This is a genomic window from Methylosinus sp. Ce-a6, from assembly GCF_009811655.1.
GTDB lineage: Bacteria > Pseudomonadota > Alphaproteobacteria > Rhizobiales > Beijerinckiaceae > Methylosinus.
The window spans coordinates 1-23420 of the sequence record NZ_BGJX01000027.1; the positions used below are offsets into that span (position 1 = coordinate 1).

Annotated in this window: 25 protein-coding genes and 1 pseudogene; 16 read left to right on the plus strand and 10 right to left on the minus strand. The window is 66.8% G+C overall.

What is annotated here, in order from left to right:
* Positions 1 to 76: pseudogene (locus Mspo_RS14960) on the plus strand (elongation factor Tu); the annotation flags it as partial.
* 140 nt (positions 77 to 216) lie between these two features.
* On the opposite strand, the gene Mspo_RS14965 reads toward Mspo_RS14960, so the two are convergent.
* Entirely contained in the window at positions 217 to 423 is a 207-nt protein-coding gene (locus tag Mspo_RS14965; RefSeq protein WP_159731104.1) for a hypothetical protein, read from the minus strand.
* A 108-nt stretch (positions 424 to 531) separates the two neighbouring features.
* Between Mspo_RS14965 and Mspo_RS14970 the strand changes: the two genes are divergently transcribed.
* Positions 532 to 1368, plus strand: a complete 837-nt coding sequence (locus Mspo_RS14970; protein WP_306344967.1) for a DUF1499 domain-containing protein — start codon at positions 532 to 534, stop codon at positions 1366 to 1368.
* A gap of 49 nt (positions 1369 to 1417) precedes the next feature.
* Here Mspo_RS14970 and Mspo_RS14975 read toward each other — a convergent pair whose 3' ends face one another.
* The 4 genes from Mspo_RS14975 to Mspo_RS14990 form a co-directional block, all read right to left on the minus strand.
* Positions 1418 to 2332, minus strand: coding sequence for an MBL fold metallo-hydrolase (locus Mspo_RS14975; protein ID WP_159731106.1), 915 nt, complete (start codon positions 2330 to 2332; stop codon positions 1418 to 1420).
* A gap of 49 nt (positions 2333 to 2381) precedes the next feature.
* Complete coding sequence (locus tag Mspo_RS14980) at positions 2382 to 5702, minus strand: error-prone DNA polymerase (protein ID WP_159731108.1); 3321 nt, start codon at positions 5700 to 5702, stop codon at positions 2382 to 2384.
* Positions 5703 to 5776: 74 nt separating this feature from the next.
* The gene (locus tag Mspo_RS14985; protein WP_159731110.1) at positions 5777 to 6604 is read right to left on the minus strand and encodes an RNA methyltransferase; all 828 of its coding nucleotides are present in this window, start codon (positions 6602 to 6604) and stop codon (positions 5777 to 5779) included.
* 36 nt (positions 6605 to 6640) lie between these two features.
* The gene (locus Mspo_RS14990; RefSeq protein WP_159731112.1) at positions 6641 to 6886 is read right to left on the minus strand and encodes a type II toxin-antitoxin system ParD family antitoxin; all 246 of its coding nucleotides are present in this window, start codon (positions 6884 to 6886) and stop codon (positions 6641 to 6643) included.
* Positions 6887 to 7087: 201 nt separating this feature from the next.
* Here Mspo_RS14990 and Mspo_RS14995 point away from each other — a divergent pair, with 201 nt between their 5' ends.
* Together Mspo_RS14995 and dksA are read left to right on the plus strand one after the other, a co-directional pair.
* Positions 7088 to 8308: an NADP-dependent isocitrate dehydrogenase gene (locus Mspo_RS14995; protein WP_159731114.1), complete on the plus strand. Its 1221-nt coding sequence runs from the start codon at positions 7088 to 7090 to the stop codon at positions 8306 to 8308.
* Positions 8309 to 8387: 79 nt separating this feature from the next.
* Positions 8388 to 8804 carry an RNA polymerase-binding protein DksA gene (gene dksA, locus Mspo_RS15000; RefSeq protein ID WP_159731116.1) on the plus strand — a complete coding sequence of 139 codons (417 nt, stop codon included), beginning with the start codon at positions 8388 to 8390 and terminating at the stop codon, positions 8802 to 8804.
* A 95-nt stretch (positions 8805 to 8899) separates the two neighbouring features.
* On the opposite strand, the gene Mspo_RS15005 is transcribed toward dksA, so the two are convergent.
* On the minus strand, positions 8900 to 9778 hold the full coding sequence (locus tag Mspo_RS15005; RefSeq protein ID WP_159731118.1) for a flagellar biosynthetic protein FliO: 879 nt from the start codon (positions 9776 to 9778) through the stop codon (positions 8900 to 8902).
* A gap of 229 nt (positions 9779 to 10007) precedes the next feature.
* On the opposite strand from Mspo_RS15005, the gene cckA reads away from it, so the two are divergent.
* The 10 genes from cckA to Mspo_RS15055 all read left to right on the plus strand — a co-directional run bounded on the left by cckA (position 10008) and on the right by Mspo_RS15055 (position 19033).
* Positions 10008 to 12521 (plus strand): cell cycle histidine kinase CckA, encoded by a 2514-nt coding sequence (gene cckA, locus Mspo_RS15010; RefSeq protein ID WP_159731120.1) that lies wholly within the window; start codon positions 10008 to 10010, stop codon positions 12519 to 12521.
* Positions 12522 to 12707: 186 nt separating this feature from the next.
* Entirely contained in the window at positions 12708 to 13208 is a 501-nt protein-coding gene (coaD, locus tag Mspo_RS15015) for a pantetheine-phosphate adenylyltransferase (RefSeq protein ID WP_159731122.1), read from the plus strand.
* A gap of 27 nt (positions 13209 to 13235) precedes the next feature.
* The gene (locus Mspo_RS15020; RefSeq protein WP_159731124.1) at positions 13236 to 13790 is read left to right on the plus strand and encodes a peptidylprolyl isomerase; all 555 of its coding nucleotides are present in this window, start codon (positions 13236 to 13238) and stop codon (positions 13788 to 13790) included.
* 103 nt (positions 13791 to 13893) lie between these two features.
* Positions 13894 to 14346: a peptidylprolyl isomerase gene (locus tag Mspo_RS15025; protein WP_159731126.1), complete on the plus strand. Its 453-nt coding sequence runs from the start codon at positions 13894 to 13896 to the stop codon at positions 14344 to 14346.
* A gap of 226 nt (positions 14347 to 14572) precedes the next feature.
* Positions 14573 to 15625, plus strand: coding sequence for a tRNA preQ1(34) S-adenosylmethionine ribosyltransferase-isomerase QueA (gene queA / locus Mspo_RS15030; RefSeq protein WP_159731128.1), 1053 nt, complete (start codon positions 14573 to 14575; stop codon positions 15623 to 15625).
* Positions 15622 to 15966, plus strand: coding sequence for a hypothetical protein (locus tag Mspo_RS15035; RefSeq protein WP_159731130.1), 345 nt, complete (start codon positions 15622 to 15624; stop codon positions 15964 to 15966). Before queA ends, Mspo_RS15035 begins: the two co-directional genes overlap by 4 nt.
* A 19-nt stretch (positions 15967 to 15985) precedes the next feature.
* Positions 15986 to 17113 (plus strand): tRNA guanosine(34) transglycosylase Tgt, encoded by a 1128-nt coding sequence (tgt, locus tag Mspo_RS15040; protein ID WP_159731132.1) that lies wholly within the window; start codon positions 15986 to 15988, stop codon positions 17111 to 17113.
* Between the two features lie 47 nt (positions 17114 to 17160).
* Complete coding sequence (locus Mspo_RS15045) at positions 17161 to 17445, plus strand: type II toxin-antitoxin system RelE/ParE family toxin (RefSeq protein WP_159731134.1); 285 nt, start codon at positions 17161 to 17163, stop codon at positions 17443 to 17445.
* Positions 17446 to 17542: 97 nt separating this feature from the next.
* On the plus strand, positions 17543 to 17839 hold the full coding sequence (locus tag Mspo_RS15050) for a HigA family addiction module antitoxin (protein WP_159731136.1): 297 nt from the start codon (positions 17543 to 17545) through the stop codon (positions 17837 to 17839).
* A gap of 3 nt (positions 17840 to 17842) precedes the next feature.
* On the plus strand, positions 17843 to 19033 hold the full coding sequence (locus Mspo_RS15055; RefSeq protein ID WP_159731138.1) for a DNA methyltransferase: 1191 nt from the start codon (positions 17843 to 17845) through the stop codon (positions 19031 to 19033).
* Between the two features lie 4 nt (positions 19034 to 19037).
* On the opposite strand, the gene Mspo_RS15060 is transcribed toward Mspo_RS15055, so the two are convergent.
* Positions 19038 to 19535, minus strand: coding sequence for a GNAT family N-acetyltransferase (locus Mspo_RS15060; RefSeq protein WP_159731140.1), 498 nt, complete (start codon positions 19533 to 19535; stop codon positions 19038 to 19040).
* Positions 19536 to 19615: 80 nt separating this feature from the next.
* On the opposite strand from Mspo_RS15060, the gene Mspo_RS15065 reads away from it, so the two are divergent.
* Positions 19616 to 20275, plus strand: a complete 660-nt coding sequence (locus tag Mspo_RS15065; RefSeq protein WP_159731141.1) for a M15 family metallopeptidase — start codon at positions 19616 to 19618, stop codon at positions 20273 to 20275.
* Between the two features lie 55 nt (positions 20276 to 20330).
* Here the strand turns inward: Mspo_RS15065 and Mspo_RS15070 are convergent, their stop codons facing one another.
* From Mspo_RS15070 to Mspo_RS15080, 3 genes are all read right to left on the minus strand, one after another.
* Positions 20331 to 20585, minus strand: a complete 255-nt coding sequence (locus Mspo_RS15070) for a hypothetical protein (protein ID WP_159731143.1) — start codon at positions 20583 to 20585, stop codon at positions 20331 to 20333.
* 143 nt (positions 20586 to 20728) lie between these two features.
* Complete coding sequence (locus tag Mspo_RS15075; protein WP_159731145.1) at positions 20729 to 21973, minus strand: CCA tRNA nucleotidyltransferase; 1245 nt, start codon at positions 21971 to 21973, stop codon at positions 20729 to 20731.
* 1 nt (position 21974) lies between these two features.
* On the minus strand, positions 21975 to 22235 hold the full coding sequence (locus Mspo_RS15080) for a DUF6111 family protein (protein WP_159731147.1): 261 nt from the start codon (positions 22233 to 22235) through the stop codon (positions 21975 to 21977).
* Positions 22236 to 22427: 192 nt separating this feature from the next.
* Here Mspo_RS15080 and Mspo_RS15085 point away from each other — a divergent pair, with 192 nt between their 5' ends.
* On the plus strand, positions 22428 to 23420 hold the full coding sequence (locus Mspo_RS15085; RefSeq protein ID WP_159731149.1) for a MoxR family ATPase: 993 nt from the start codon (positions 22428 to 22430) through the stop codon (positions 23418 to 23420).

Consider the following 23420-nt stretch of genomic DNA (forward strand, 5'->3'; position numbering starts at 1 on the left):
GGAGAAGCTGCGTTTCGCCATTCGCGAAGGCGGCCGCACCGTCGGCGCCGGCGTCGTCGCCTCGATCATCGAATAAGAGAAAAAGCGAGCCTCCGGGCTCGCTTTGAAAAGAGTGGACTGCGAGCCTGAAGGCTCGCGGTCCAGCGCGCGTTTTGGACCGCGAGCCTTCAGGCTCGCATCAGAAGCGACGGCCGCTCGCTCGGGCGGTTCGCGTCTTCAGGCCGCGAGCTGCTCGTCGAGGAGGATCGCGGGCAGGCGCGCATCCTCGACATGCTCGACATGTTCCGGGCTCGAATAGGTCATCGCCTCGAGCGCTGCGGCGACGGCGGAGATGCCGATCTCGCGATAGAGCTTGGCGAGCAGATCGTGCGGACGATCGGCGGGTTGCGTTTCGCTGAAATCGGCGGCGACGAAATTCGACATGGCGAGACTCTTCTACTGACGGTTGGGGGACGCTGGAGAATTGTCGTGCATTTGATTTAAAGTCTCCCTTGCTCCGGTAAACTATTCGTAAAATCTCGGAGCCCGGCCGTGTCTCTTCCACAGCTCGCGACGCGTGAGCCGGGACGCGATCGATGCTATGATCGCCTCATGCTGCGCCATATTCCGGAAGAGCCCGTCTCCAACGCCGCCGTCTGGTGCCGACGCCTCGCGGTCTTCTCGCTGCCCGTCGCGGCGATCGCCGTGCTGCTCGCGCGCACGAATGCGGTCGAGCCGCAGGCCTGTCTCGCCGTGCTCGGCGGCGCGATCGTCGTGGCGCTCATCGCGCTTCTGCTTTTTTTCGCCGCTTGCGTCGTCGTCTGGCAGGAGGGCCGGCGCGGACTGGGGGCGGCGCTGGGCGGGGCTTTTCTCGCCGCGGCGACGCTCGGCTATCCGGCCTATCTCGCCTTCGAAGCCGTGCGCCTGCCCGTGCTCTCCGACGTTTCGACCGACACCTCCGATCCGCCGCGCTTCTCCGCCTCCCGCGCCGCCCTCGCGGCGCGCGGCGGCTTCACGCCGGCGGCTTTCGACCCGGACCTGGCCGAGCGGCAGCGCGACAGCTATCCAGACGTCGAGCCGATCGTCGTCGACCTCGAGCCGGACGAGGCCTATCAGCTCGTGTTGGAGACGGCGGCGAGCCGCGGCTGGCGGGTCATCGACCAGCGCCCGCCGGGCGGCCGCTCGGGCGTCGGCCATCTCGATTTCCTCGACCGCACGCTGGTGATGGGATTTTCCGAGGATATAGCCGTGCGGCTGCGCCCGCTCGCCGGCCAGACGCGCATCGACGTGCGCTCCGCCTCGCGCTATGGGCGGCACGATTTCGGCGCCAATGCGAAACGCATTCGGCAGTTCGCAGAGGAGCTGCAAGCGGGGCTGAACGAGAAGTGAGTGGTGAGTGGTCAGTAGTGGGGCGCGCTTTCTCGCTACTCACCACTCACTACTCACTCACTCTGAAATACCGCGCCTCCAGCCTCGGCGGCCCGTCCGCTCTCGCGAGGCCGCGCTCGATCAAATCCTCGAGATGGGCGAAGACGGAGAGCGCCGCCGCCCGCTGCAAATGGGAATCGAAGCCTTCATAGATGCGCGCGACCATGGCGGCGATCGTCTCGTCGCCGGCCTCGAGCCGCTCGAGGATCGCCGCCTCGCGCTGCCGGCGATGATGGAGCAGGGCGCGCAAATAGCGTTGCGGCTCCTTCACCGGGCCGCCATGAGCCGGCCAATAGAGGCGATCGTCGCGCCCGCGCAGCTTCTCCAGCGAGGCGAAATAGTCGCCCATCGAGCCGTCCGGCGGGGCGATGACCGTCGTCGCCCAGCCCATCACATGGTCGCCGGTAAAGAGCGAGCGCTCCTCGGCGAGCGCGAAGCACAGATGGTTCGTGGTGTGCCCCGGCGTCGCGACGGCCTCGATCGTGAGGGCGCCGAAGGAGAGCCGCTCGCCGTCGGCGAGGAGGATATCCGGAGCGTAGGAGCGGTCGTGCGAGGCGTCGAGGCCCGGGCCGGTCAATTCGAGATCTGGCGGCGGCGCGTAAGGCGCGCAGCCGGCGATCGTCGCGCCGGTCCTCTCCTTCAGAATGCGCGCGGCCGGCGAATGGTCGCGATGCGTATGGGTGACGAGGAGATAGCGCAGCCGCTCTCCCTTGATGGCCACGAGCAGCGCCTCAATGTGCGAGGCGTCCGCGGGGCCGGGATCGACGATTCCGACATCGCCTTCGCCGACGATGTAGCTGCATGTGCCCGTATAGGTGAAGGCGCCGGGATTGGGCGCGACAATGCGCCGAACGAGCGGCGACAGGCGCCGCAGAGCGCCGGGCGGCGCGTCGAAGGAGGTGAGATTGTCGTTCCGATCGGTCATGGCGAATGAAACGCTGACAGGCGGGCGCCGCGTGACGGCATGAGTTTCTTCATTGAAAATTTCGCCCCTTCGGCATGGCCTCGCGCGCCTTGGCGCCGCGCGCATTCTCGAGCAGCCGCAGATCGGCGCTCATATCCTCGATCTTTTGGGCGATCACGTGAATGACGCCGGATTCGTTCTGCACGCGTCCCGTGACCGCGACGAGCCGCGCGCCGATGACCTGGGGGCGCTGCCGCTCGAACAGTTTCGGCCAGACGACGATATTGGCGATCCCCGTCTCGTCCTCGATCGTCATGAAGATGACGCCGCTCGCCGAGCCCGGCCTCTGCCGCACCAGCACGAGGCCGGCGACCGTCACGCGCGCCCCCTCGCGCGCGGCCCCCTCCCCAGCCCTCGCCCGAGAGAGGGGAGGCGAGCGTCGTGCGTAATCTCCATGACGCGCGGCGCCTGCTCCCTCTCCCGCTCGCGGGGGAGGGCTGGGGAGGGGGCCTCCAGGGGGAGAATAGAGGGGGCCGCCACCGAGCGAAGCGCAGGGCGCGATCCCCTTCGCCTCGAGGCGCGCGCGCAGGAAGGACATGGGATGCGCCTTCAGCGACAGCGACAGGAAGCGATAGTCCTCGATGACCTCCGCCCCGAGCGGCATGGGCGGAAGATGCGCATCGGCCTCCTGCGGGGCGAAGGAGAGCGCGCGCAAGAGCGGCAGATCGTCCTTGTCGCCGGCGCGGTTGAGCGCCTGCACGGCCCAGAGCGCGTCGCGGCGCGGCAGGCCGAGCGAGGCGAAGGCGCCGGCTTCCGCGAGCCGCTCGAGCGCCGCCGGCTCGAGCCCGCCGCGCAGCCAGAGGTCGCGCACGGAATCATAGCCCGCGCCACGCCACGCCACGAGACGGCGCATGTCCTCTTCCCTCAGGCCGACGATCTGGCGGAAGCCGAGCCGCACGTCGCGCGTCGCGCGAATGACGCCCGCCATGGCGGCATGGCGCGGATGCAGCGGCGTCGTTTCCACGCGCGCCTCCAGCGCGCAGTCCCAATCGGAGAAGTTCACATCGACTTCATGAACGCCGACGCCATGCTCCTGCGCGTCGCGCACGATCTGCGCCGGCGCGTAGAAGCCCATGGGCTGCGCGTTCAACAAGGCGCAGCAGAACACGTCCGGGTAGCGGCATTTGAGCCAGGCGGAGGCGTAGACGAGCAGAGCGAAGGAGGCCGCGTGGCTCTCCGGAAAGCCATAGGAGCCGAAGCCTTCGATCTGTCCCCAGCAGCGCGCGGCGAAATCGCGGTCATAGCCGCGCGCCGCCATTCCGGCGAGCATCTTGTCGCGAAAGGTTCCGATCGTGCCGACGCGCTTGAATGTCGCCATGGCGCGGCGCAGCCGGTCGGCCTCGTCCGGCGTGAAGCCGCCGGCGACGATCGCTATGCGCATCGCCTGCTCCTGGAACAAAGGCACGCCGAGCGTCTTGCGCAGCACCTCCTCGAGCTCTCGGGAAGGAAAGGAAATATCCTCCTTGCCCATGCGACGGCGCAGATAGGGATGCACCATATCGCCCTGAATGGGGCCGGGCCGCACGATCGCCACTTCTATGACGAGATCGTAGAACTCGCGCGGGCGCAGGCGCGGCAGCATGGACATTTGCGCGCGGCTCTCGATCTGGAACACGCCGATCGTGTCGGCGCGCGCGATCATGTCATAGACGCATTCTTCTTCCGCCGGGATCGACGAGAGGCGGTGGACGATTCCATAACGCTCGGCGAGCAAAGCGAGGCCTTTGCGCAGGCAGGTGAGCATGCCGAGCGCCAGCACGTCGATCTTCAATATTCTGAGCGCGTCGAGATCGTCCTTGTCCCATTCGATCGTCGTGCGGCCCTCCATGGCGGCGGGCGCGAGCGGCACGATCTCGTCCAGCCGATCGCGCGTGATGACGAAGCCGCCCGTATGCTGCGAGAGATGGCGCGGGAAGCCGGTGAGCTCGCGCGTCAGCTCCAGCGCCTTGGCGAGACGCGGATCGCGCGCGTCGAGCCCGGCGCGGGCGACGCCTTCCTCGCAGACGCCGCCGCGCGACGCGCCCCAGACATTGTCGGAGAGACGCGCGATCGCGTCCGCCGAGAGGCCGAAGGCTTTGCCCACCTCGCGAATGGCCGAGCGCGAGCGATAGGAGACGACCGTCGCCGTGAGCCCGGCGCGCTCGCGGCCATAGCGCGCGTAGATATATTGCATCACCTCTTCGCGCCGCTCATGCTCGAAATCGACATCTATGTCGGGCGGCTCATTGCGCGCGGCGGAGACGAAGCGCTCGAAGAGAAGATCGTGCTTCGTCGGATCGACCTCGGTGACGCCGAGGCAGTAGCAAATGACCGAATTGGCCGCCGAGCCGCGCCCCTGCGCGAGAATGCGCTGGTCCTTCGCATAGCGCATGATGTCGTGCACAGTGAGAAAGTAGGCGGCGTAGCCGAGCTCCGCGACGAGAGTGAGCTCGTGACGCAAGAGCGTCTCGACCTTCTCCGGCACGCCGTCCGGATAGCGCCGCTTCGCGCCTTCGCGCGCATAATGCGCGAGCGCCTCCTGCTCGCTCGAAAAGCCTTCGCGCAGCTCGCTCGGATAATTATGCGCGAGCTCGTCGAGGCGGAAGGAGAGGCCATCGAGAAAGCCCGCCGTCTCCTCCACTGCTCGTGGAGCCTCGGCGAAGAGGCGCGTCATTTCCTCGCTGCTCTTAAGTGAGCGCTCGGCGTTGGCGGAAAGCAGATAGCCCGCATTGTCGAGCGTCGTCTTCTCGCGCACGCAGGCGAGGACGTCGGCCAGCGGGCGGCGCTCGGACGCGTGCATATTCGCGTCATTCACCGCGATGAGCGGCAGGCCGGTTTCGCGCGCGAGCGCGATGCGGCGGGCGAGCGCCGCGCGCATGTCGACGCCATAGAGCGCCGTCGCCGCGAGCCACAGCCGGCCGCGGCAGGCGTCGAGCAGGGCAGGGGGAAGCGGCGCGCCCTCCATGAGGACGAGCTGCTGGCCTTCGCCGAATTCGACGAGATCGTCGAGGAAGAGCCGGCACGCGCCCTTTTCGGCGCGCATATTGCCGCGCGTCAGCAGCCGGCAGAGACGCCCATAGGCGGCGCGATCTTTCGGATAGCAGAGAATATCGGGCGTCGCGTCGGCGAAGACCAATCGCGCGCCTATGGCGAGGCGAAAGCCCGGCGCCTCTTCCGTATGCTCGCGCAAATAGGAGAAGGCGCGCACGACGCCGGCGAGCGAATTGCGGTCGGCTATGCCTATGCCGCAATGGCCGAGCGCCATCGCCCGCGCGACCATCTCCTCCGGATGCGAGGCGCCGCGCAGGAAAGTGAAATTGGTCGCAGTCGCGAGTTCGGCGTAGCGGGACACGAAAGGGATTATATCAGCAACCGAGCGGCGCGGACTCCTTCTCCCACGAGTGGGAGAAGGAGTCGCGCGCAGGCTCAGCTCGGCTCGTCGGGCTTGCGGCGGCTCGCCTTTTTCGGCTCGCGCCGCGGCCCCTCGACCAGCCGCACCACCACGCCCCAGAGCGTGCGCACATCCTGCTCGGTCATGTTCATGCGGTGGAACATGTTGCGCAGATTGCGCGACATCACCGGCTTTTTGGTCTCGGGACGGAAGAACTGCCGCTCGTCGAGCTGCTTCTCCAAAAAATCGAAGAAGGCGAGCGTCATCTCGCGGCTCGCCGGCGGCGAGCGCTCGGTGACGTCGAAGGGCAGCGTCTCGCCATGGGCGGAGCGGAACCATTCATAGCCGGTGAGCAGCACCGCCTGCGCCAGATTGAGCGAGGCATAGGCGGGATTGACCGGAAAAGTCAGGATCGCGTCGGCGAGCGCGACATCGTCATTGTCGAGCCCGGTGCGCTCGGGCCCGAACATCACGCCGTGACGCTCGCCCGCCGCCATGCGGTCGGCGGTCGCCGACATTGCGGCGGCGGGCGTCAGCACGGGCTTCACCTGGCCTCGCCCGCGCGCGGTGGCGGCGCAGACGAAGGAGAGATCGGCGATCGCCTCGCGCACGCTCTCATAGAGCTTCGCGGACTCGAGCAGATGCGCGGCGCCGGCGGCGGCGGCGTAGCAGCCCTCGCGATAGACGGGATCGCGCGTCGGCCAGCCCTCGCGCGGGGCGACGAGGCGCAGGTCGAAGAGGCCGAAATTGGCCATGGCGCGGGCGCACATGCCGATATTGACGGCGAGCTGCGGCCGCACGAGCACGATCGCAGGGCCGCCTTCGAGCCTTTGCTTGGTGTGGTCGGTTCCGGCGCCGGTCACGGGATCAATGCTCGTTCTCGCGCAGTACGGCGCAAATCAGTACCCTCGCGCTTTCAGCTCCGCTGCTCTCCTGTCGAGATAAGCTGCCACGTCTTCGCTGCTATGCTCGCCCCCCTCGGCGATCGCGGCCTCGATCGTCTCGCGCAGCGCCTTCAGCTTCGCCTCGCGCTCTTCCACGAGGCGCAGGCCTTCGCGCATCACCTCGGTCGCCGAAGCGTAGCGGCCCTGCTTGACGAGGGAGTCGATGAACTCTTCCCAATGCTTGCCGACGGATACGTTCATAGCGCGCCTCCTTGCGGGTTTATAGCACGATATGCGCATAATATGTCATCGCCGGCGCTCTCCGAAAGACGTCCCAGGCCGCCGGCGCCGGTTCCGAGACGCGCCGACAGGCTCCACCGCGCAGATTTGCCCTCGGCGCCTGCTTTGCCTCGCGCGGCGCGCGCGCTATAAGGCCGGCGGCTCACGCGGGAGAGGCATTTCATGAGCAAGATCAAGGTCGAGAAACCGGTCGTCGAGCTCGACGGCGATGAGATGACGCGGATCATCTGGGCCTATATCAAGGACAAGCTCATCGAACCCTATCTCGATCTCGAGCTGCTCTACTACGATCTCTCCATCCAGAATCGCGACGCCACCAACGATCAGGTGACGATCGACGCGGCCGAGGCGATCAAGACCCATGGCGTCGGCGTCAAATGCGCCACCATCACGCCGGACGAGGCGCGGGTTAAGGAGTTCGGCCTCAAGGAGATGTGGAAGTCTCCCAATGGCACGATCCGCAATATTCTCGGCGGCGTCATCTTCCGCGAGCCGATCATCGCCAAGAACGTCCCGCGTCTCGTGCCCGGCTGGACGCAGCCCATCGTCATCGGCCGCCACGCCTTCGGCGATCAATATCGCGCCGTCGATTTCCGCACGCCCGGCAAGGGCCGGCTGACGATGAAATTCGAGGGCGACGACGGGACCGTCATCGAGAAGGAAGTGTTCCGTTTCCCCGGCGCCGGCGTCGCCATGGCGATGTACAATCTCGACGAGTCGATCCGCGAATTCGCCCGCGCTTCGATGAATTACGCGCTGAACCGCAAGTTCCCGCTCTATCTCTCGACCAAGAACACGATTCTCAAAGCCTATGACGGGCGCTTCAAGGATTTGTTCCAGGACGTGTTCGACGCCGAGTTCAAGGCGCAGTTCCAGGCGCTCGGCCTCACTTACGAGCATCGCTTGATCGACGATATGGTCGCCTCGGCGCTCAAATGGTCGGGCGGCTATGTGTGGGCCTGCAAGAATTACGACGGCGACGTGCAGTCGGACACGGTGGCGCAGGGCTTCGGCTCGCTCGGCTTGATGACCAGCGTGCTGATGACGCCGGACGGCAGGACCGTCGAGGCGGAAGCCGCGCATGGCACGGTGACGCGCCATTATCGCGAGCATCAGAAGGGTCACGAGACCTCGACCAATTCCATCGCCTCCATCTTCGCCTGGACGCGGGCGCTCGCGCATCGCGCCAAGCTCGACGGCAATGATGCGCTGGCGCGCTTCTCTCAGACCTTGGAGCAGGTCTGCGTCTCGACGGTCGAGCAGGGCTTCATGACCAAGGATCTCGCGCTGCTCGTCGGCCATAATCAGAAATGGCTGTCGACCACCGGCTTCCTCGACAAGATCGATTCGAACCTCGCGGCAGCGCTCACGGCTGGTAATTGAGACGCCGACGAAGTGATTGTGCTACCCGAGCGGCGCGGCTATATAGACGCCGCGTTCAGGCTAGGGAGGATTCGCGGCGATGGCGGTGGATCTAGACGCGAGCTACAGACCGTCCGAGCAAGAAGATTTCATGAACGATCGGCAGCGCGAATATTTCAGGCGCAAGCTGCTCGTGTGGAAGGACGAAATACTGCAGGAGAGCCGTGAGACCCTCGCCACTCTGCAGAGCGAGAACGAGAACCACCCAGACCTCGCCGATCGCGCCTCTTCCGAGACCGATCGGGCGATCGAGCTCAGGGCGCGCGACCGGCAGAGAAAGCTGATTTCCAAGATAGACGCCGCTCTGGCGCGGCTCGAGGACGGCACCTATGGCTATTGCGAGGAGACGGGCGAGCCGATCTCGCTGAAGCGGCTCGACGCGCGGCCGATCGCCACTCTCTCGATCGAGGCGCAGGAACGGCACGAGCGCCGTGAGCGCGTCTATCGGGACGACTGACGGCGTCGATTTTTTCCTCCGCCGCACATCGAAAAAAGAACGACGCCCGCGGAAAGTAAATCCGCGGGCGTCGTCTTTTGTCAGTGCGTCTTTTGTCAGTGCTTGGCGTCGGGCCGGCCGAGCAGTCGCGCCATTTCGGCCTCGAGCGAGTCGAGCGGATCGACAGGCGCTGCGGGAGGGGCGGGCGGCGGCGGCTCCTCCGGCGGCGGAGGGGACGGCGGCTCGACGGAAACGGTCTCCAGCGGTTGAGGCTCGGGAGCGGGCGGCGGAGGCGGCGGCTCGGGCGCGGGGGGCGGAGGAGGAAGCGGAGCCTCTGCGGCAGGCGGCGCGGCGGGCTTGGCGGCGCGCGAGAGGAATGGCGGCGCCGGTCGCGGCGGCCGTGGCGTCGGGGTGAAGGGCGGACGCTGCGGCGTGAAGCGTGGCGCGCCCGGACGCGCGGCTGGCGCTTCCGAAGCGGGCGGTGGCGCGGGCCTCGCCGGCGGCGGAGCGAAAAGATCGGGCGGCAGCGGAGCGAGGGTCGGCGCGGCGGGCTCGGGCTTCGGCGCCTCGCTCTCCGGCGGCGGCGGGGCGGGGCTGATCGGCGGCAAGATCGGCGCTGGCGCGGGGGCCGGAGTCGGAGCGGGCGCGACCGGGCCGAGCGGCCAGCCGGGTCCGGCGGCCTCCTTCTCGCGCGGCCGCTGCTCGCGCGCCTCCACTCGGCTGATCGAGGCTTCGACCAGCAGATCATTGGGGCCGCCGATGAGCAGCAGATGCTCGACATTGTCGCGCCGCACGATGACGAGCTGCCGGTCGCCGTCGACGTCGAAAGTATCGACGATATCCAGACGGCGCGGGCGGTTGCGCGACCCGGGCGCCTTGATGCGTCGTCCGAACAGGAGCCGGTAGATATAGACGAGCAGCAGCGCCGCGAACAGGAACGCGACTATTGCGGCGAGTATCGGCAGGAGCTGCGACTGTGTGATGCTGGACGGCATGAATCGATTTTTCTTTCGTCGTGGCGCGGCGCGAGAATGCAGTCTATCAGCTTTGGACGCAAGCGCGCCCCAAAGGTTAATCAATGGTTAATAGCGCATTCTCGACGATTCGCGTTTGCGGAAAATGCGCAAGGAGATTGCCATGCGCCCCGGCCGGGGCCATTGTTCCGCCTGATTCTGCCTGCGCCGTCGCGTCTGCCGGGGCGCGGGAGCCCATGAGACGATTCCCGTGACCGACAGGACGGCGCCTCCCGCTTACGATCGCACCGAACGCCCCGGAAACGTCGGCTTGGTTCTGGCCCTCGCCATCGCCCTCGTCGGCGCGATCGTCGTGGCCTCGCTGCTGCCGGCGCCGGTCGCGCCGAAATTCGCCGTCGGCCTGTTGGCGCTTCTCGCCGTCGCCGGCGTCTTCTGCGCTTTCGCCTATGCGGTCGGATTCCTGCGTTTCCCCGGCCGGGCGGCGCGGCGCGACATCGCCCGCCAGATCGCCGACACTTTCTCCGAAGGGCTGCTCGTCACCGAGGGCGACACGCAGATCGTCTATGCGAATGACGCCTATCTCGAGCTCTGCGGCGCGCGCGATCCCGCCGGTCTGCTGACGGTCGAGCGGCTGTTCTCGGGGCCCGCCGAAGTGTCGGAGGCGATCTATCGCCTCGCCCAGGCGGCGCGGGCCGGACGCGCCCACGCCGAGGATGTGCGCCTCGCGCCGCCGCTCACCGGCGACGCCGAGGTCGGCTGGTATCGCATCCGCGTGCGCCCGCTCGATCGCGACGGCGCGCGCCACACGAATTTGTGGACCGTCGTCGACGCCACATCCGACCGTCAACGCCAGGAGAATGTGTTTCAGGAGCTCCAGCATGCGATCGACTTCCTCGATCATGCGCCCGCGGGCTTCTTCTCGGCCGGACCGGACGGGGCCATCTCCTATATGAACAAGACGCTCGCGGGCTGGCTCGGCTACGATCTGACCCAGGTCGGCTCGGGCGGCGTCTCGCTCGCGGACATCGTCGCCAACAACGGCTCGACGCTGCTCACCGCCATCACCGGCGGCTCGGGCGAAGTGCGGACCTCGCAGATCGATCTCGATCTGAAGCGCCGCAACGGCCGTTCGCTGCCGGTGCGGCTGCTGCATCGCGTCGCCTTCGGCCAGGACGGCGCGCCGGGAGCGTCGCGGACGCTGGTGCTGAACCGCGCCGCCGGCGAGGAGCCGGAGGAAGATTTGCGCGCCGCCGAGGTGCGTTTCGCGCGCTTCTTCAATTCGACGCCCATGGCGATCGCCGCCATCGACCCGGAAGGCCTGGTCACGCGCTCCAACGCCGCCTTCGCCAAGCTGCTGCCTCGGGCGCTCAAAAGCGGCGCCTCCGCCTGGCCGGTGCTGTCGAGCGTCGTCGAGCGCGACCGCGCCGCGCTGAAGGACGCCATCGCCGCCGCGCTGGACAATCGCGGCGACGTGCCGCCGATCGACGCCGCATTGGAAGAAGAGGACGGAATGCCGACGCGCTCGGCGCGCTTCTTCGTCGCGCCTTCCGAGGACGCCGGCAAGAAGGGCGCGACGATCTATGCGCTCGACACGACGGAGCATCGCAAGCTGCAGGAGGGCTTCGCCCAGTCGCAGAAGATGCAGGCGGTCGGCCAGCTCGCCGGCGGCGTGGCGCATGACTTCAACAATATGCTCACCGCCATCATCGGCTATTCGGACCTTCTGCTCGCCAATCACCGGCCGACCGATCCGTCCTTCCAGGACATCATCCAGATCAAGCAGACGGCCAATCGCGCCGCCGGGCTCACGCGCCAGCTGCTCGCCTTCTCGCGTCGCCAGACGCTGCGCCCGCAGGTGCTGCAGCTCGGCGATGTGCTCAGCGAGCTGCAATTGCTGCTGCGGCGTCTCGTCGGCGAGAAGGTCGAGGTCGATCTGAAGCACGGCCGCGATCTGTGGTTCGTGAAGGCCGACATCAACCAATTGGAGCAGGTCATCATCAATCTGGTGGTGAACGCCCGCGACGCCATGCCGGAGTCGAGCGGGCGCATTCAGCTGCGCACCCGCAATGTCGCCGCGAATGAATGCGCCGCCTTCGGCGAGGCCTCGCTGACGCCTGCCGACTATGTGCTGATCGAGGTCGAGGACAATGGCTCGGGCATCGCCCCGGAGGTGATGGCCAAGATTTTCGAGCCCTTCTTCACCACCAAAGAGGTCGGCAAGGGCACGGGCCTCGGCCTCTCCATGGTGTTCGGCATCGTCAAACAGTCGGGCGGCTTCGTCTTTCCCGAGAGCGAGCTCGGGCGCGGCACTGTCTTCCGCATCTTCCTGCCGCGGCACGTTCCCGAGGCAGGCGAGGTCGCGGCGAAGCCCGAGGCCGCCAAGCCCGCCGCCGATTACACGGGGCAGGGGACCATATTGCTGGTCGAGGACGAGGACGCCGTCCGCGCTTTCGCGGCGCGGGCGCTCGTCTCGCGCGGCTACAACGTGCTGGAGGCCGGCTCCGGCCTCGAAGCGTTGGAAGTGGTGGAGAGCGAGGGCCAGCGCATAGACCTCATCGTCTCCGATGTGGTGATGCCGGAGATGGACGGGCCCGCAATGTTCGCGGAATTGCGCAAGCGCGGCGTGACGGCGAAGGTCGTCTTCGTCTCGGGCTATGCGGAGGAGGCTTTCGCCAAGAATCTGCCCGAGGGCGATTTCGGCTTTCTCCCTAAGCCTTTCAGCCTGAAGCAGCTCATCGAGACGGTGAAGGCGAGCCTGGGATAAAGGGCGGCGCCCTTCCTTCTCCCATTTATGGGAGAAGGTGTCGCGCGACTGCGCGACGGATGAGGGCGGCCGCGGCTCTCAGATAGCCCTCATCCGACCTCGCTTCGCGAGGCCACCTTCTCCCACGAGTGGGAGAAGGATGCGCGCAGAGGTTACGCGAAACGGGAAATCGCCTATATCCGCGCTATGATCCGCACCGCGCTCTACACAGGCTCCTTCGATCCCGTCACCCTCGGCCATGTGGATGTGATCCGCGCCGGGACGAGCTTTTGCGACCGCCTCGTCATCGCCATTGGCGCGCATCCGGGCAAGACGCCTCTGGTTCCGCTGGAGCAGCGCGTCGCGCTCATCGAAACGGTCTGCGCCGGGCTCGACGAGGCCCGCTCCTGCCGTTTCGAGGTGGTCTCCTTCGCCGGCCTCGCGGTGGAGGCGGCCCGCGCCCATGGCGCCGGGCTGATCCTGCGCGGATTGCGCGACAGCGCCGATTTCGACTATGAAATGCAGATGGCGGGGATGAATCTCGCCATGGCGCCGGAGATCAGAACCATTTTTCACCCCTCGTCTCCGGCGGTCCGGCACATCACCGCGACGCTCGTGCGGCAGATCGCCTCGCTCGGAGGCGATGTCTCGCCTTTCGTTCCGCCCGAGGCGATCGAGGTTCTGCGCCGCGCGCTCTCCGGCCGCTGACGAGAAACAATTAAAAGGGAGGCTCGATTGCCTATCGATCGCCGCAGCTTCACGCTCGCCGCTCTCTCCGCCGCCGCCCTCGCCGGCGCGGCGAGCGCGGAGGACGCGCCGCCCCATACGCTCTACCTCGACACCAAGGACGGCCGCATCGTCATCAAGCTGCGTCCCGACATCGCCCCCAAGCATACGGCGCAGATCGAAACGCTGGCCAAGCGCCATTTCTACGACGGGATCGTCTTCCACCGCGTCATCGACGGCTTCATGGCCCAGACCGGCGATCCGACCGGCACCGGCATGGGCAAATCCGACCTGCCGAATATTCCCGCCGAATTCTCCAAGGAGAAATTCGTGCGCGGCACGCTGGGCATGGCGCGCAGCCAGAACCCCGACTCGGCCAATTCGCAATTTTTCATCTGCCTCGCGCCGGCGCGCTATCTCGAAGAGCAATATACGGTGATCGGCGAGGTCGTCTCCGGCATGGACGTCGTCGACAAGATCAAGAAGGGCGACAAGGCCGACAATGGCAAAGTGTCGAACCCCGACAAGATCATCAAGCTGCGCCTCGCCGGCGACGCGAGCTGAGCCGCCGCGAGCGAAGGACGAAGCAGTTCAGATCGCGCCCTGCGGCCCCTGGATTGCTTCGCTTCGCTCACAATGACGGGAAGCAAGACATCAAGGAGTGGACATGTCCGAAGCCGAAAATCTGAAGCTCGAGACGACAAAGGGCGATATTCTCATCAAGCTCCGCCCCGATCTCGCGCCCAACCATGTGGCGCATATCAAGAAGCTCGTCTCCGAAGGCTTCTATGACGGAATCGTCTTCCACCGCGTCATCGACGGATTCATGGCGCAGACCGGCTGCCCCCATGGCACAGGCACGGGCGGCTCCAAATATCCCGATCTGAAGCAGGAGTTCAACGCCGAGCCGCATGTGCGCGGAACCTGCTCCATGGCGCGCGCGCAACATCCCGATTCGGCCAATTCGCAATTCTTCATCTGCTTCGACGACGCCCGCTTCCTCGACAAGAAATACACCGTCTGGGGCCAGGTGATCTCCGGCATGGAGAATGTCGATCAGATCAAGCGCGGCGAGCCGGTGCAGGACCCGGACAAGATCGTCAAGGCGACGCTGGTCTGAGACTGCCAGAGCGAGACGCCGGAAAGCGCGCGGACCCCTTCTCCCGCCTGCGGGAGAAGGTGGCCCGGCGAAGCCGGGTCGGATGAGGGCTTTCCCCGATCCGGTCCGAATGTCGTCCACATTTGTCGCGCCGCGTCGGCCCTCATCCGACCCTCGCTGACGCGAGGGCCACCTTCTCCCACGAGTGGGAGAAGGAGTCGCGCACGCAGTCTCCGCAAAATTACACATGCGCGTCGATCTCTTCGATTTCGAACTGCCTCGAGACAAGATCGCGCTGCGTCCCGCCGATCCGCGCGACGGCGCGCGCCTGCTCGTCGTTCCGCCGGACGGCGCGTTCCAGGATCGTTTCATTCGCGACCTGCCGGAATTTCTCGCGCCCGGAGACGCGCTCGTCGTCAATGACACGCGCGTCATTCACGCGCGCCTCTCGGGATTTCGCGCCCGCGGCGAAACGCGCGCTCATATGGAGGCGACGCTCATAGAGCGCGTCGCGGCGGATCGCTGGCGCGCGCTCGTCAAGCCGGCGAAGAAGCTCGCGATCGGCGAGACCGTTCGCTTCGGCGCCGACGGCGCGCTCGAGGCCAAGGCGCTCGAGAAGGGCGAGAATGGCGAAATCCTCCTCGGCTTTTCGCTCGAAGGCGCCGCGCTCGACGCGGCCGTCGAGGCCGCCGGAGTAATGCCGCTGCCGCCCTATATCGCGGGACAACGCGCCGCCGACGCGCGCGACGAAAATGATTATCAAACCCTTTTCGCCGCCCGCGCCGGAGCGGTCGCCGCGCCGACGGCGGGACTGCATTTCACGCCGCGTCTGGTCGACGCGCTGCAGGCGATGGGCGTTTCGCTGCATCGTGTGACGCTGCATGTCGGCGCCGGCACTTTCCTTCCGGTGAAGGCGGACGACACCGCCGAGCATGAGATGCATTCCGAATGGGGCGCGCTCGACGCCGCGACGGCGCGGGCGCTGAACGAAACGCGGGCGCGCGGCGGGCGCATCGTCGCGGTCGGCACGACGGCGCTGCGGCTGCTGGAGAGCGCCGCGCGCGAGGATGGACAGCTCGAGGAATTTTCCGGCGCGACGGCGATTTTCATCACGCCCGGCTATCGCTTTCGCGCCGTCGACGCGCTGCTCACCAATTTCCATCTGCCGCGCTCGACCCTGTTCATGCTCGTCTCCGCCTTCGCCGGCCTCGAGCGCATGAAGGCGGCCTACGCCCATGCGATAGGCTCGGGCTATCGTTTCTATTCCTACGGCGACGCTTGCCTGTTGCTGCGACAATGAGCGAGACCCGCTTTCTCGATGTGCGCATTCTCGCGCTTTGGCGCGACGATCGCACCGAATGTCCGCTGACGCTCGATCTGCGCATCGACGCGGAGAGCCGCCGCGTGATCTCGCATTGGGAGACATTCGGCGCTTGCGATCTCAATGGCGACAAATGCCGGCCTTTCGTGCTGCGGCGCGACGGCGCGATGGATTTCGGCGCGCTCGCGAGGGAAGCCTGGCGCACCGATCTGCGCAATGTCGCGATCAAGGTCGGCGAGCGCTTTACCGTGCATTGGAACGAGCGCGATGTCGGCGTCTATGAGATCGTCAAAGTGGCGTCTCTCGGCGCCAAGAGCTGAATTGAGCGAGGAGACACGCATGAGCGAGCAATTCTCCTTCCGGCTGCTGGCGAAAGACGGCGCGGCGCGGCGCGGCCTCGTCTCGACGCCGCGCGGCGACATACGCACGCCGGCCTTCATGCCGGTCGGCACGGCGGCGACGGTCAAGGCCATGTTCCCGCAGGACGTGCGCGCGACGGGCGCCGATATCGTGCTCGGCAATGTCTATCATCTGATGCTGCGGCCAGGCGCGGAACGCGTCGCCGCGCTCGGAGGCCTGCATAAATTCATGAACTGGCCGCATCCGATCCTGACCGATTCCGGCGGCTTTCAGGTGATGTCGCTGGCGAAGCTCCGCAAGCTCGACGAAGAGGGCGTCGCCTTTCAGTCTCATATCGACGGCTCGCGCCATATGCTGACGCCTGAGCGCTCGATGGAGATTCAGCGCCTGCTCGATTCCGACATTCACATGCAATTCGACGAATGCGTGCGCCTGCCTTGCACGGAGGCGGAGGCCGAGCGCGCCATGCGCCTGTCGCTGCGCTGGGCGGAGCGCTCGCGCAAGGCGTTCGGCGATCAGAAGGGCAAGGCGATTTTCGGCATCGTGCAGGGCGGCGCATCGAAGGCGTTGCGCGTCGAGAGCGCGAAGGCGCTCGCCTCCATGGATTTCCACGGCCTCGCCATAGGCGGCCTCGCCGTCGGCGAGCCGCAGGATGTGATGCTCGCAATGCTCGACACAGTCATCCCGCATCTGTCGGAGGACAAGCCGCGTTATCTGATGGGCGTCGGCGCGCCGGACGACATCGTGCAATCGGTGGCGCGCGGCGTCGATATGTTCGATTGTGTCATGCCGACGCGCGCCGGGCGCCATGGCCTCGCCTATACGCGCTTCGGCCGCGTCAATCTGCGCAACGCGCGCCATGCGGACGATCCCGCGCCGCTCGACGCGGGCGCCGCTTGCGCCTCGGCGCGCGATTATTCCCGCGCCTATCTGCATCATCTGGTGAAGGCCGGCGAAATCCTCGGCATGATGCTGCTGACGCAGATCAATGTCGCCTATTATCAGGAGCTGATGGCGGGACTGCGCGAGGCGATAGAGCAGGGGCGGCTCGCGGATTTCATCGACGAGACGAAGGAAGGATGGGCGCGAGAGGAAGCACGGCGATAGGTCGCGAATTACGACTTACGTAATCCATAATTTCATGGTACGTTTCGATGATCGTCAGTTATCGTGACAAGAGAACGGAGCGCTTCGCCCGTGGCGAGACAGTGAGGGAGTTTTCCGGCTTCGCGCGACAGGCGGAGCTGCGTCTCGATCGTCTCGCCGCCGCCGCCGATCTGCAAGATTTGGCGGCGCTCGGCGGCAATCGCCTCGAAACATTGAAAGGCGACAGAAAGGGCCAGTTCAGCATTCGCATAAACGACCGATGGCGCATTTGCTTCGAATGGCCGAAAGACTCACCGGGGCCGAGGAACGTCGAAATCGTCGACTACCATTAGAGCGTTTCCAGCCGAAGTGGACGCCGGTTCGGCGTCGGAAACGCGCCAAAGCAAAAGACGGTAGCGCTGGCCGTGGGAAGCGAGAGGAGACCTTCGAATGGCGAGAACACCGATTCATCCGGGCGAGCATCTCGCGCAGGAATTGCAAGAGCTCGATGTTTCGGCGGCCGAGCTCGCACGCTCGATCGACGTGCCGGTCAACCGCATCACCGCGATATTGAAAGGGCAGCGCGGCGTCACCGCCGATACGGCGCTGCGCCTCGGCCATTGGTTCGGCACGAGCGGGGAATTTTGGCTGAACCTCCAGAAGTTGTACGAATTGCGGCTCGCCCAGAAGGAAATTGGTCCCACATTGCGTAAGCTGCCGCGTCTGGCGGACCGCCGATCCGCCTGAGCCATGGCCATTCGCGCGCTGGAGCGCGCCTCCCTTTGCGACGAGCTGCTCGCCTTCGACGCCTTCGGCGCGCCGACGCGGCGGATCGAGGAGGATGGCGTCCGCTATCTCGTCAATGAATTCTGGACCTCGGCGCAGCGTCAGGCGCATTCGCTGCACGAGATCAGCTATCGCGCCTGCTTCAAGCCGCAATTGCCGGGCTTTTTCATCTCGCGTCTCACGGCGCCGGGCGAATCCGTGTTCGATCCCTTCATGGGCCGCGGCACGACGCCGATCGAGGCCGCGCTGCAAGGACGTCGGCCCATCGGCGCGGACATCAATCCGCTCTCCATTCTGCTGACGCGGCCGCGCCTCGCGCCGCCGTCCATCGCCGCGATCGAGAAGCGCCTCGCTGAAATCCCCTGGGAGAAAGGCGCGATCGAGCGGGACGATCTGCTCGTCTTCTATCATCCCGAGACGTTGCGGCGGCTCTGCGCGCTGCGCCGCCATCTCCTCGCGCGCGCCGAGCCGGACGACGTCGACGATTGGATCCGAATGGTCGCGATCAATCGGCTGACCGGCCATTCGCCGGGCTTTTTCTCGGTCTATTCGCTGCCGCCGAACCAGGCCGTCTCGATCGAAGCCCAGGCCAGGATCAACGCCAAGCGCGCGCAGACGCCGCCTTCGCGCGACGTCGCCGCGCTCATCGCGCGCAAATCGCGCGCGCTGCTTTCCGACGGCGCGCCGCCGTCGCATCCGGAGGCTATGCTCGCCACCGGCGAAGCCTGGCGCGCCCCTTATGTCGAAGATGCTCGAGTGCGGCTCGTCGTCACCTCGCCGCCCTTTCTCGATGTCGTGCATTATGCGAGCGACAATTGGCTGCGCAATTGGTTTGCCGGCATAGATACGGAGGCGGTGCGGATCTCCTGCCATCGCAGCGAGGCCGAATGGGAGAGAATGGTGCGCGCCTGTCTCGAAGAATTCGCGCGCGTCGTTTCGCCGGGCGGCCATGTCGCTTTCGAGGTCGGCGAGGTGCGCGGCGGCAAGGTGCTGCTGGAGCGGCTCGTCTGGCGCGCCGCCGAGGGACTGCCCTTCGAGCGGCTCTTCGTGCTGGTGAACAGCCAGAGCTTCACCAAGACCAGCAATTGCTGGGGCGTCGGCAACAACGCCAAAGGCACCAATACAAATCGGGTGGTGACGCTGCGCAGGCGCTGACGTCTCAGCCGACGAGCGCGAAGGCCGGATGATAATCGACCGCGCCGCGCGCGATCGTCGGTGCGAAAGGCGAGGCCATGAAGAGTTCCGGCGGGCCGCCGGCGAAGCGAAGCCCGGAACGGCTCTCGAATCCGAAGCGGCTATAATAGCTCGGCTCGCCGAAGACGACGCAGCCGGCCGCGCCTCGGGCGCGCAGCCTCGATAGGGCGGCCTCGATCAACGCGGCGCCGACGCCTCGGCGTTGGCGTTCGGGCAGGACGGCGACCGGCCCGAGCCCGAACCAATCGAGCGAGGCTCCGTCGATCGTGACCGGCGATATGGCGATATGGCCGAGAATGCCGGCGTCCTCGGCGACGAGCGACAGAGTGAGGGCGCCGGCGTCGCGCAGCGCGTCGACGAGATCGCCCTCCCGCCCATTGCTGAATGGATGGCCTTCGAAGGCGGCGGCGATAACGCCCCGCACTGCGGCGCGATCGGCTGCGGTCTCGTCTCGGATCAGCATGTCTCGCCGCCTTTGAACAAGCCTGTCTCTACGGTAAGACTGCCGACACGCCGCGCCGCCGTCAATGTCGAGCCCGTCCCATGACCTCCAAATCCACCCGCGACATCGTCGCCGCCGCGAGCGCCTGCGTCGCCTGCTCGGCGGCGGCGGCCTCCCTCCCGCCCGGCTTCGTGCGCCTCGCCGATCTCGCGCCGCAGATCGTGCAGGACATGCGCTACGCCGGCTCGGACAATTTCACCGGTCGCCCCGTGCCCGGCTACAAGGCCGCGCAATGCTGGCTGCGGGAAGATGCGGCCAGAGCCCTCGTCGCCGCGCAGGCGGAGGCGAAAGCGCAAGGATTCGAGCTGATCCTCTATGATTGCTATCGCCCCCGCCGCGCGGTGGCCGCCTTCATCGATTGGGCCGAGAGCCCGGACGAGAGCATGAAGGCGCAATATTATCCGCATGAGACCAAGCGCGATTTGTTCGGGCGCGGCTATATCGCCGAGAAATCGACGCATTCGACCGGCCTCGCGGTCGATCTCGGCGTGCGCGGCTGGGACTTCGGCACGCCCTTCGACTTTTTCGACGAGCGCTCCTGGACGGCGAGCAAGGATGTCAGCCGCGAGGCGCAGGAGCATCGCCGCCGCCTCGAGGCGCTGATGCGCCGGCATGGCTTCCACAATCTGCCGACCGAATGGTGGCATTATGCGTTCACCGGCGCGAGCGAGGCGCCGAGCTTCGACGTGGAGATCGAATAGAGCGTTTTTAGCCGAAGCGGACGCCGGTTCGGCTCCGGAAACGCGTCGAAACAATTCAATCGGCGCTGGGCAGGCGGCGGATGGTGAATTCGATGCGGCCGTCGTCGAGCTCTCGCCAGAACTCGATCTCCGTCATATAGGCGGCCTTGGGATAGAGGTCGAACCATTCGCGCGCCTTGGCGCGGGCTTCGCCGCGCTCCAGCGTGAAGGTCTCGCGGCGCCAGCCGTCGCTGCGCGCGCTCTTGACGATGCGGGCGCGTTCGGCGAGTCGACGCGCGACGTCTCTCGGCTGTCTGGTCTCGACGCCCATACGCAAAACTCCCGCGGCCGACACGGGGATGATAGCGCGTAAGCCGCCAAAAAGAAAAGCCATACGGGAAAACGCGTGGTTTTTTTTTACCTCTCGCCGCGCCGCGATGGTGGCGGCCGTTTCGGGCGGCGTCTCTCGCGCGCTCAGGGCGGTGGCGGCCGCAGGGCGTCGCGCGCCGCCTCCTCGACGAGCCGCGTCACTGTCGCCGGGTCGCGCGGAAAGCCGGCTCTGATCCATTGCGCCTGCAATTCCTTCAGCACGGCGCCGAGCGCGCGGCCGGGCGACAAGCCCCGCGCCAGAAGGTCGGCGGCCTTGACGGGGAAATCCGGCGCCGGCGCCTCGGCGAGAAAGCGCGCCGCGCGCAGCCATGCGGCCTCCGTCGCCGCGGCGGCGCTCTCCGCATGGGCGAGCGCCAGCGCGTCGCGCGCGCTCTGTCGTCCTTGCTCGAAGAGAAGCCGTAGCAGCTCGAGCTCCGGCGGCGGCGATTTCGCGCCGTGGAGCCCCTCCAGAAGCCGCGCCGCATGGGCGAGGCGGCGATGCTCGGCGTTCGAGAGCCTGAGCCTTTCGCGCAGCCTGTCGGCGTCCTCGGGGACGAGAATAGAGAGCGCCCCGAGGCGCAGCAGTGGATCGGCGGCGCGGGAGAGCGCCGCCTCCATCGTCGCGAGCCGCTCGAGCCGCGCCGGAAAAGTCGCGCCGACGACGACCTCGAGCACGCCAGCCTGCGAGATTTCGCGCGCGACCTCCACCGCCCGGCGCGCGGCGAGGAGCTTCAGCGTCTCGGCGCGGATGCGCTCGCCGGAGAGCCGGCGCAGGCTGGCGCGCGCGATAATCGCGGCGTGCAGCCCGGCGGCGTCGAGCCGGCCCTCGCCGAAGGCGGCGTGAAAGCGGAAGAAGCGCAGGACGCGCAGATGGTCCTCGGCGATGCGCGTCGCCGGATCGCCGATGAAGCGCACGCGCCGCGCCTCGAGATCGGCGAGGCCGCCGGCGTAGTCGTGGAGCTCGCCGTCCTGCGAGAGCGACAAAGCGTTGATGGTGAAGTCGCGCCGCAGCGCGTCCTTCTCGAAATCGTCGCCGAAGCGCACCTTGGCGTGGCGGCCGAAGGTCTCGACATCCTCGCGCAGCGTCGTCACCTCGAAAGGCGTCCCTTCGACGACCACTGTGATCGTGCCGTGATCGATCCCTGTCGGCACGCTTTTGAGGCCGGCGGCGCGGGCGGCCTGCGTCACCGCCTCGGGCAGAGCGGTGGTGGCGAGGTCGATCTCATGCGGCGGGCGGCCGAGCAGGGAGTCGCGCACGGCGCCGCCGACGATGCGCGTCTCGCCGCCGGTCGCGCGCAACGCCTCGAACAGGCGGACGATCTTGGGATTGTCGAGCAGCCGAATCGGCAAGTCACTGAAAGCGGCCGGGCGCGAGCCGGCCGTCCTCTATATGAGCCGGCACATAAGTCCCCTCGTTGCGCGGCGACAGTAGCGCCAGAAATATGAAGCCGGCGACGGCCGTGGCGAGGCCGGCGATGGTCAGCGACGAGACGACGCCGCGCGTCCACAGCGCCGCCACGAAAGGCCAGCGGCGCCGCGTCAGCACATAGAGCGCGTAGACGACGAAGGGCGTGACGAACAGCAGAGCCGGTTGAACGATGACCCGCCACATTTTCGATCCGCCTTCGTGATGTCTCGCTTCGGTGGAAGATCATAGCATGGCGGGGCGCATTCGCCGCAGCGCCTGTTCTCGTCGCCGAGCAGACTGAAATTAATCATTCTTTAACATCGACAAGCCTCCTTTCCGGCTTATCCTAGAGGGAAAATGCGACCCAGCCGGCGTCGCCGATCGTAAGGACAAGCAATGACCGAGCAAGAGTTGGAGACAGCTCCCGTCGCCGCCGCCGAGCGTGTCCTCGATGAGATCGGCCGCGCCCGCGCGGCGGTCTCCACCGTGATCTTCGGCCAGGAGGAGGCGGTCGAGCAGGCGCTCGTCACTTTGCTCGCCGGCGGCCATGGGCTTCTGGTCGGCGTGCCGGGCCTCGCCAAGACCAAGCTCGTCGAAACCTTGGGAAGAGTGCTCGGCCTCGACGAGCGGCGCGTTCAATTCACGCCCGATCTTCTCCCCGCCGATATTCTGGGCTCGGAAGTGCTCGAGGAGACCGCCGACAAGAAACGCGTGTTCCGCTTCGTGAAGGGCCCGATCTTCGCGCAATTGCTGATGGCGGACGAGATCAACCGCGCTTCGCCGCGCACGCAGTCGGCGCTTCTGCAGGCGATGCAGGAATATCATGTGAGCGTCGCCGGCGAGCGCCACGATCTGCCGCGTCCCTTCCATGTGCTGGCGACGCAGAATCCGCTGGAGCAGGAGGGCACTTATCCTCTGCCAGAGGCGCAGCTCGACCGATTTCTTCTCCAGATCGACGTGGATTATCCGGATCGCGCCAGCGAAAGGCGCATCTTGCTCGAGACGACCGGCGACCGCGTGATCGAGGCGCAAAAGACGCTTTCCGCCGAGGAGCTGATCGCGGCCCAGCGGCTCGTCCGGCAATTGCCGGTCGGCGACAGGGTCGTCGACGCCATTCTCGATCTCGTGCGCGCCGCCCGGCCGGGGCAGGGCGACGCCGAGATCGCCGCCCATGTCGCCTGGGGCCCGGGCCCGCGCGCGGCGCAGGCGCTGATGCTGGCGACCCGCGCCCGCGCGCTCCTCTCCGGGCGGCTCTCGCCCTCGCTCGACGATGTGGCCGCGCTCGCCGCGCCGGCTCTGCGCCACCGCATGGCGCTGACCTTCGCCGCGCGCGCCCAGGGCAGGACGATAGCCGGACTCGTCGAAAAGCTCGTCGAGAGGATCGGCTGA

What these genes read in the sequence shown, in the direction of transcription:
- Mspo_RS14965 (WP_159731104.1), bottom strand. Translation starts at nt 423, where the DNA reads ATGTCGAATTTCGTCGCCGCCGATTTCAGCGAAACGCAACCCGCCGAT.
- Mspo_RS14975 (WP_159731106.1), bottom strand. Translation starts at nt 2,332, where the DNA reads ATGACCGATCGGAACGACAATCTCACCTCCTTCGACGCGCCGCCCGGC.
- Mspo_RS14990 (WP_159731112.1), bottom strand. Translation starts at nt 6,886, where the DNA reads ATGAACGTATCCGTCGGCAAGCATTGGGAAGAGTTCATCGACTCCCTC.
- Mspo_RS14995 (WP_159731114.1), top strand. Translation starts at nt 7,088, where the DNA reads ATGAGCAAGATCAAGGTCGAGAAACCGGTCGTCGAGCTCGACGGCGAT.
- dksA (WP_159731116.1), top strand. Translation starts at nt 8,388, where the DNA reads ATGGCGGTGGATCTAGACGCGAGCTACAGACCGTCCGAGCAAGAAGAT.
- Mspo_RS15005 (WP_159731118.1), bottom strand. Translation starts at nt 9,778, where the DNA reads ATGCCGTCCAGCATCACACAGTCGCAGCTCCTGCCGATACTCGCCGCA.
- coaD (WP_159731122.1), top strand. Translation starts at nt 12,708, where the DNA reads ATGATCCGCACCGCGCTCTACACAGGCTCCTTCGATCCCGTCACCCTC.
- Mspo_RS15025 (WP_159731126.1), top strand. Translation starts at nt 13,894, where the DNA reads ATGTCCGAAGCCGAAAATCTGAAGCTCGAGACGACAAAGGGCGATATT.
- queA (WP_159731128.1), top strand. Translation starts at nt 14,573, where the DNA reads ATGCGCGTCGATCTCTTCGATTTCGAACTGCCTCGAGACAAGATCGCG.
- Mspo_RS15035 (WP_159731130.1), top strand. Translation starts at nt 15,622, where the DNA reads ATGAGCGAGACCCGCTTTCTCGATGTGCGCATTCTCGCGCTTTGGCGC.
- tgt (WP_159731132.1), top strand. Translation starts at nt 15,986, where the DNA reads ATGAGCGAGCAATTCTCCTTCCGGCTGCTGGCGAAAGACGGCGCGGCG.
- Mspo_RS15045 (WP_159731134.1), top strand. Translation starts at nt 17,161, where the DNA reads ATGATCGTCAGTTATCGTGACAAGAGAACGGAGCGCTTCGCCCGTGGC.
- Mspo_RS15050 (WP_159731136.1), top strand. Translation starts at nt 17,543, where the DNA reads ATGGCGAGAACACCGATTCATCCGGGCGAGCATCTCGCGCAGGAATTG.
- Mspo_RS15055 (WP_159731138.1), top strand. Translation starts at nt 17,843, where the DNA reads ATGGCCATTCGCGCGCTGGAGCGCGCCTCCCTTTGCGACGAGCTGCTC.
- Mspo_RS15060 (WP_159731140.1), bottom strand. Translation starts at nt 19,535, where the DNA reads ATGCTGATCCGAGACGAGACCGCAGCCGATCGCGCCGCAGTGCGGGGC.
- Mspo_RS15065 (WP_159731141.1), top strand. Translation starts at nt 19,616, where the DNA reads ATGACCTCCAAATCCACCCGCGACATCGTCGCCGCCGCGAGCGCCTGC.
- Mspo_RS15070 (WP_159731143.1), bottom strand. Translation starts at nt 20,585, where the DNA reads ATGGGCGTCGAGACCAGACAGCCGAGAGACGTCGCGCGTCGACTCGCC.
- Mspo_RS15080 (WP_159731147.1), bottom strand. Translation starts at nt 22,235, where the DNA reads ATGTGGCGGGTCATCGTTCAACCGGCTCTGCTGTTCGTCACGCCCTTC.
- Mspo_RS15085 (WP_159731149.1), top strand. Translation starts at nt 22,428, where the DNA reads ATGACCGAGCAAGAGTTGGAGACAGCTCCCGTCGCCGCCGCCGAGCGT.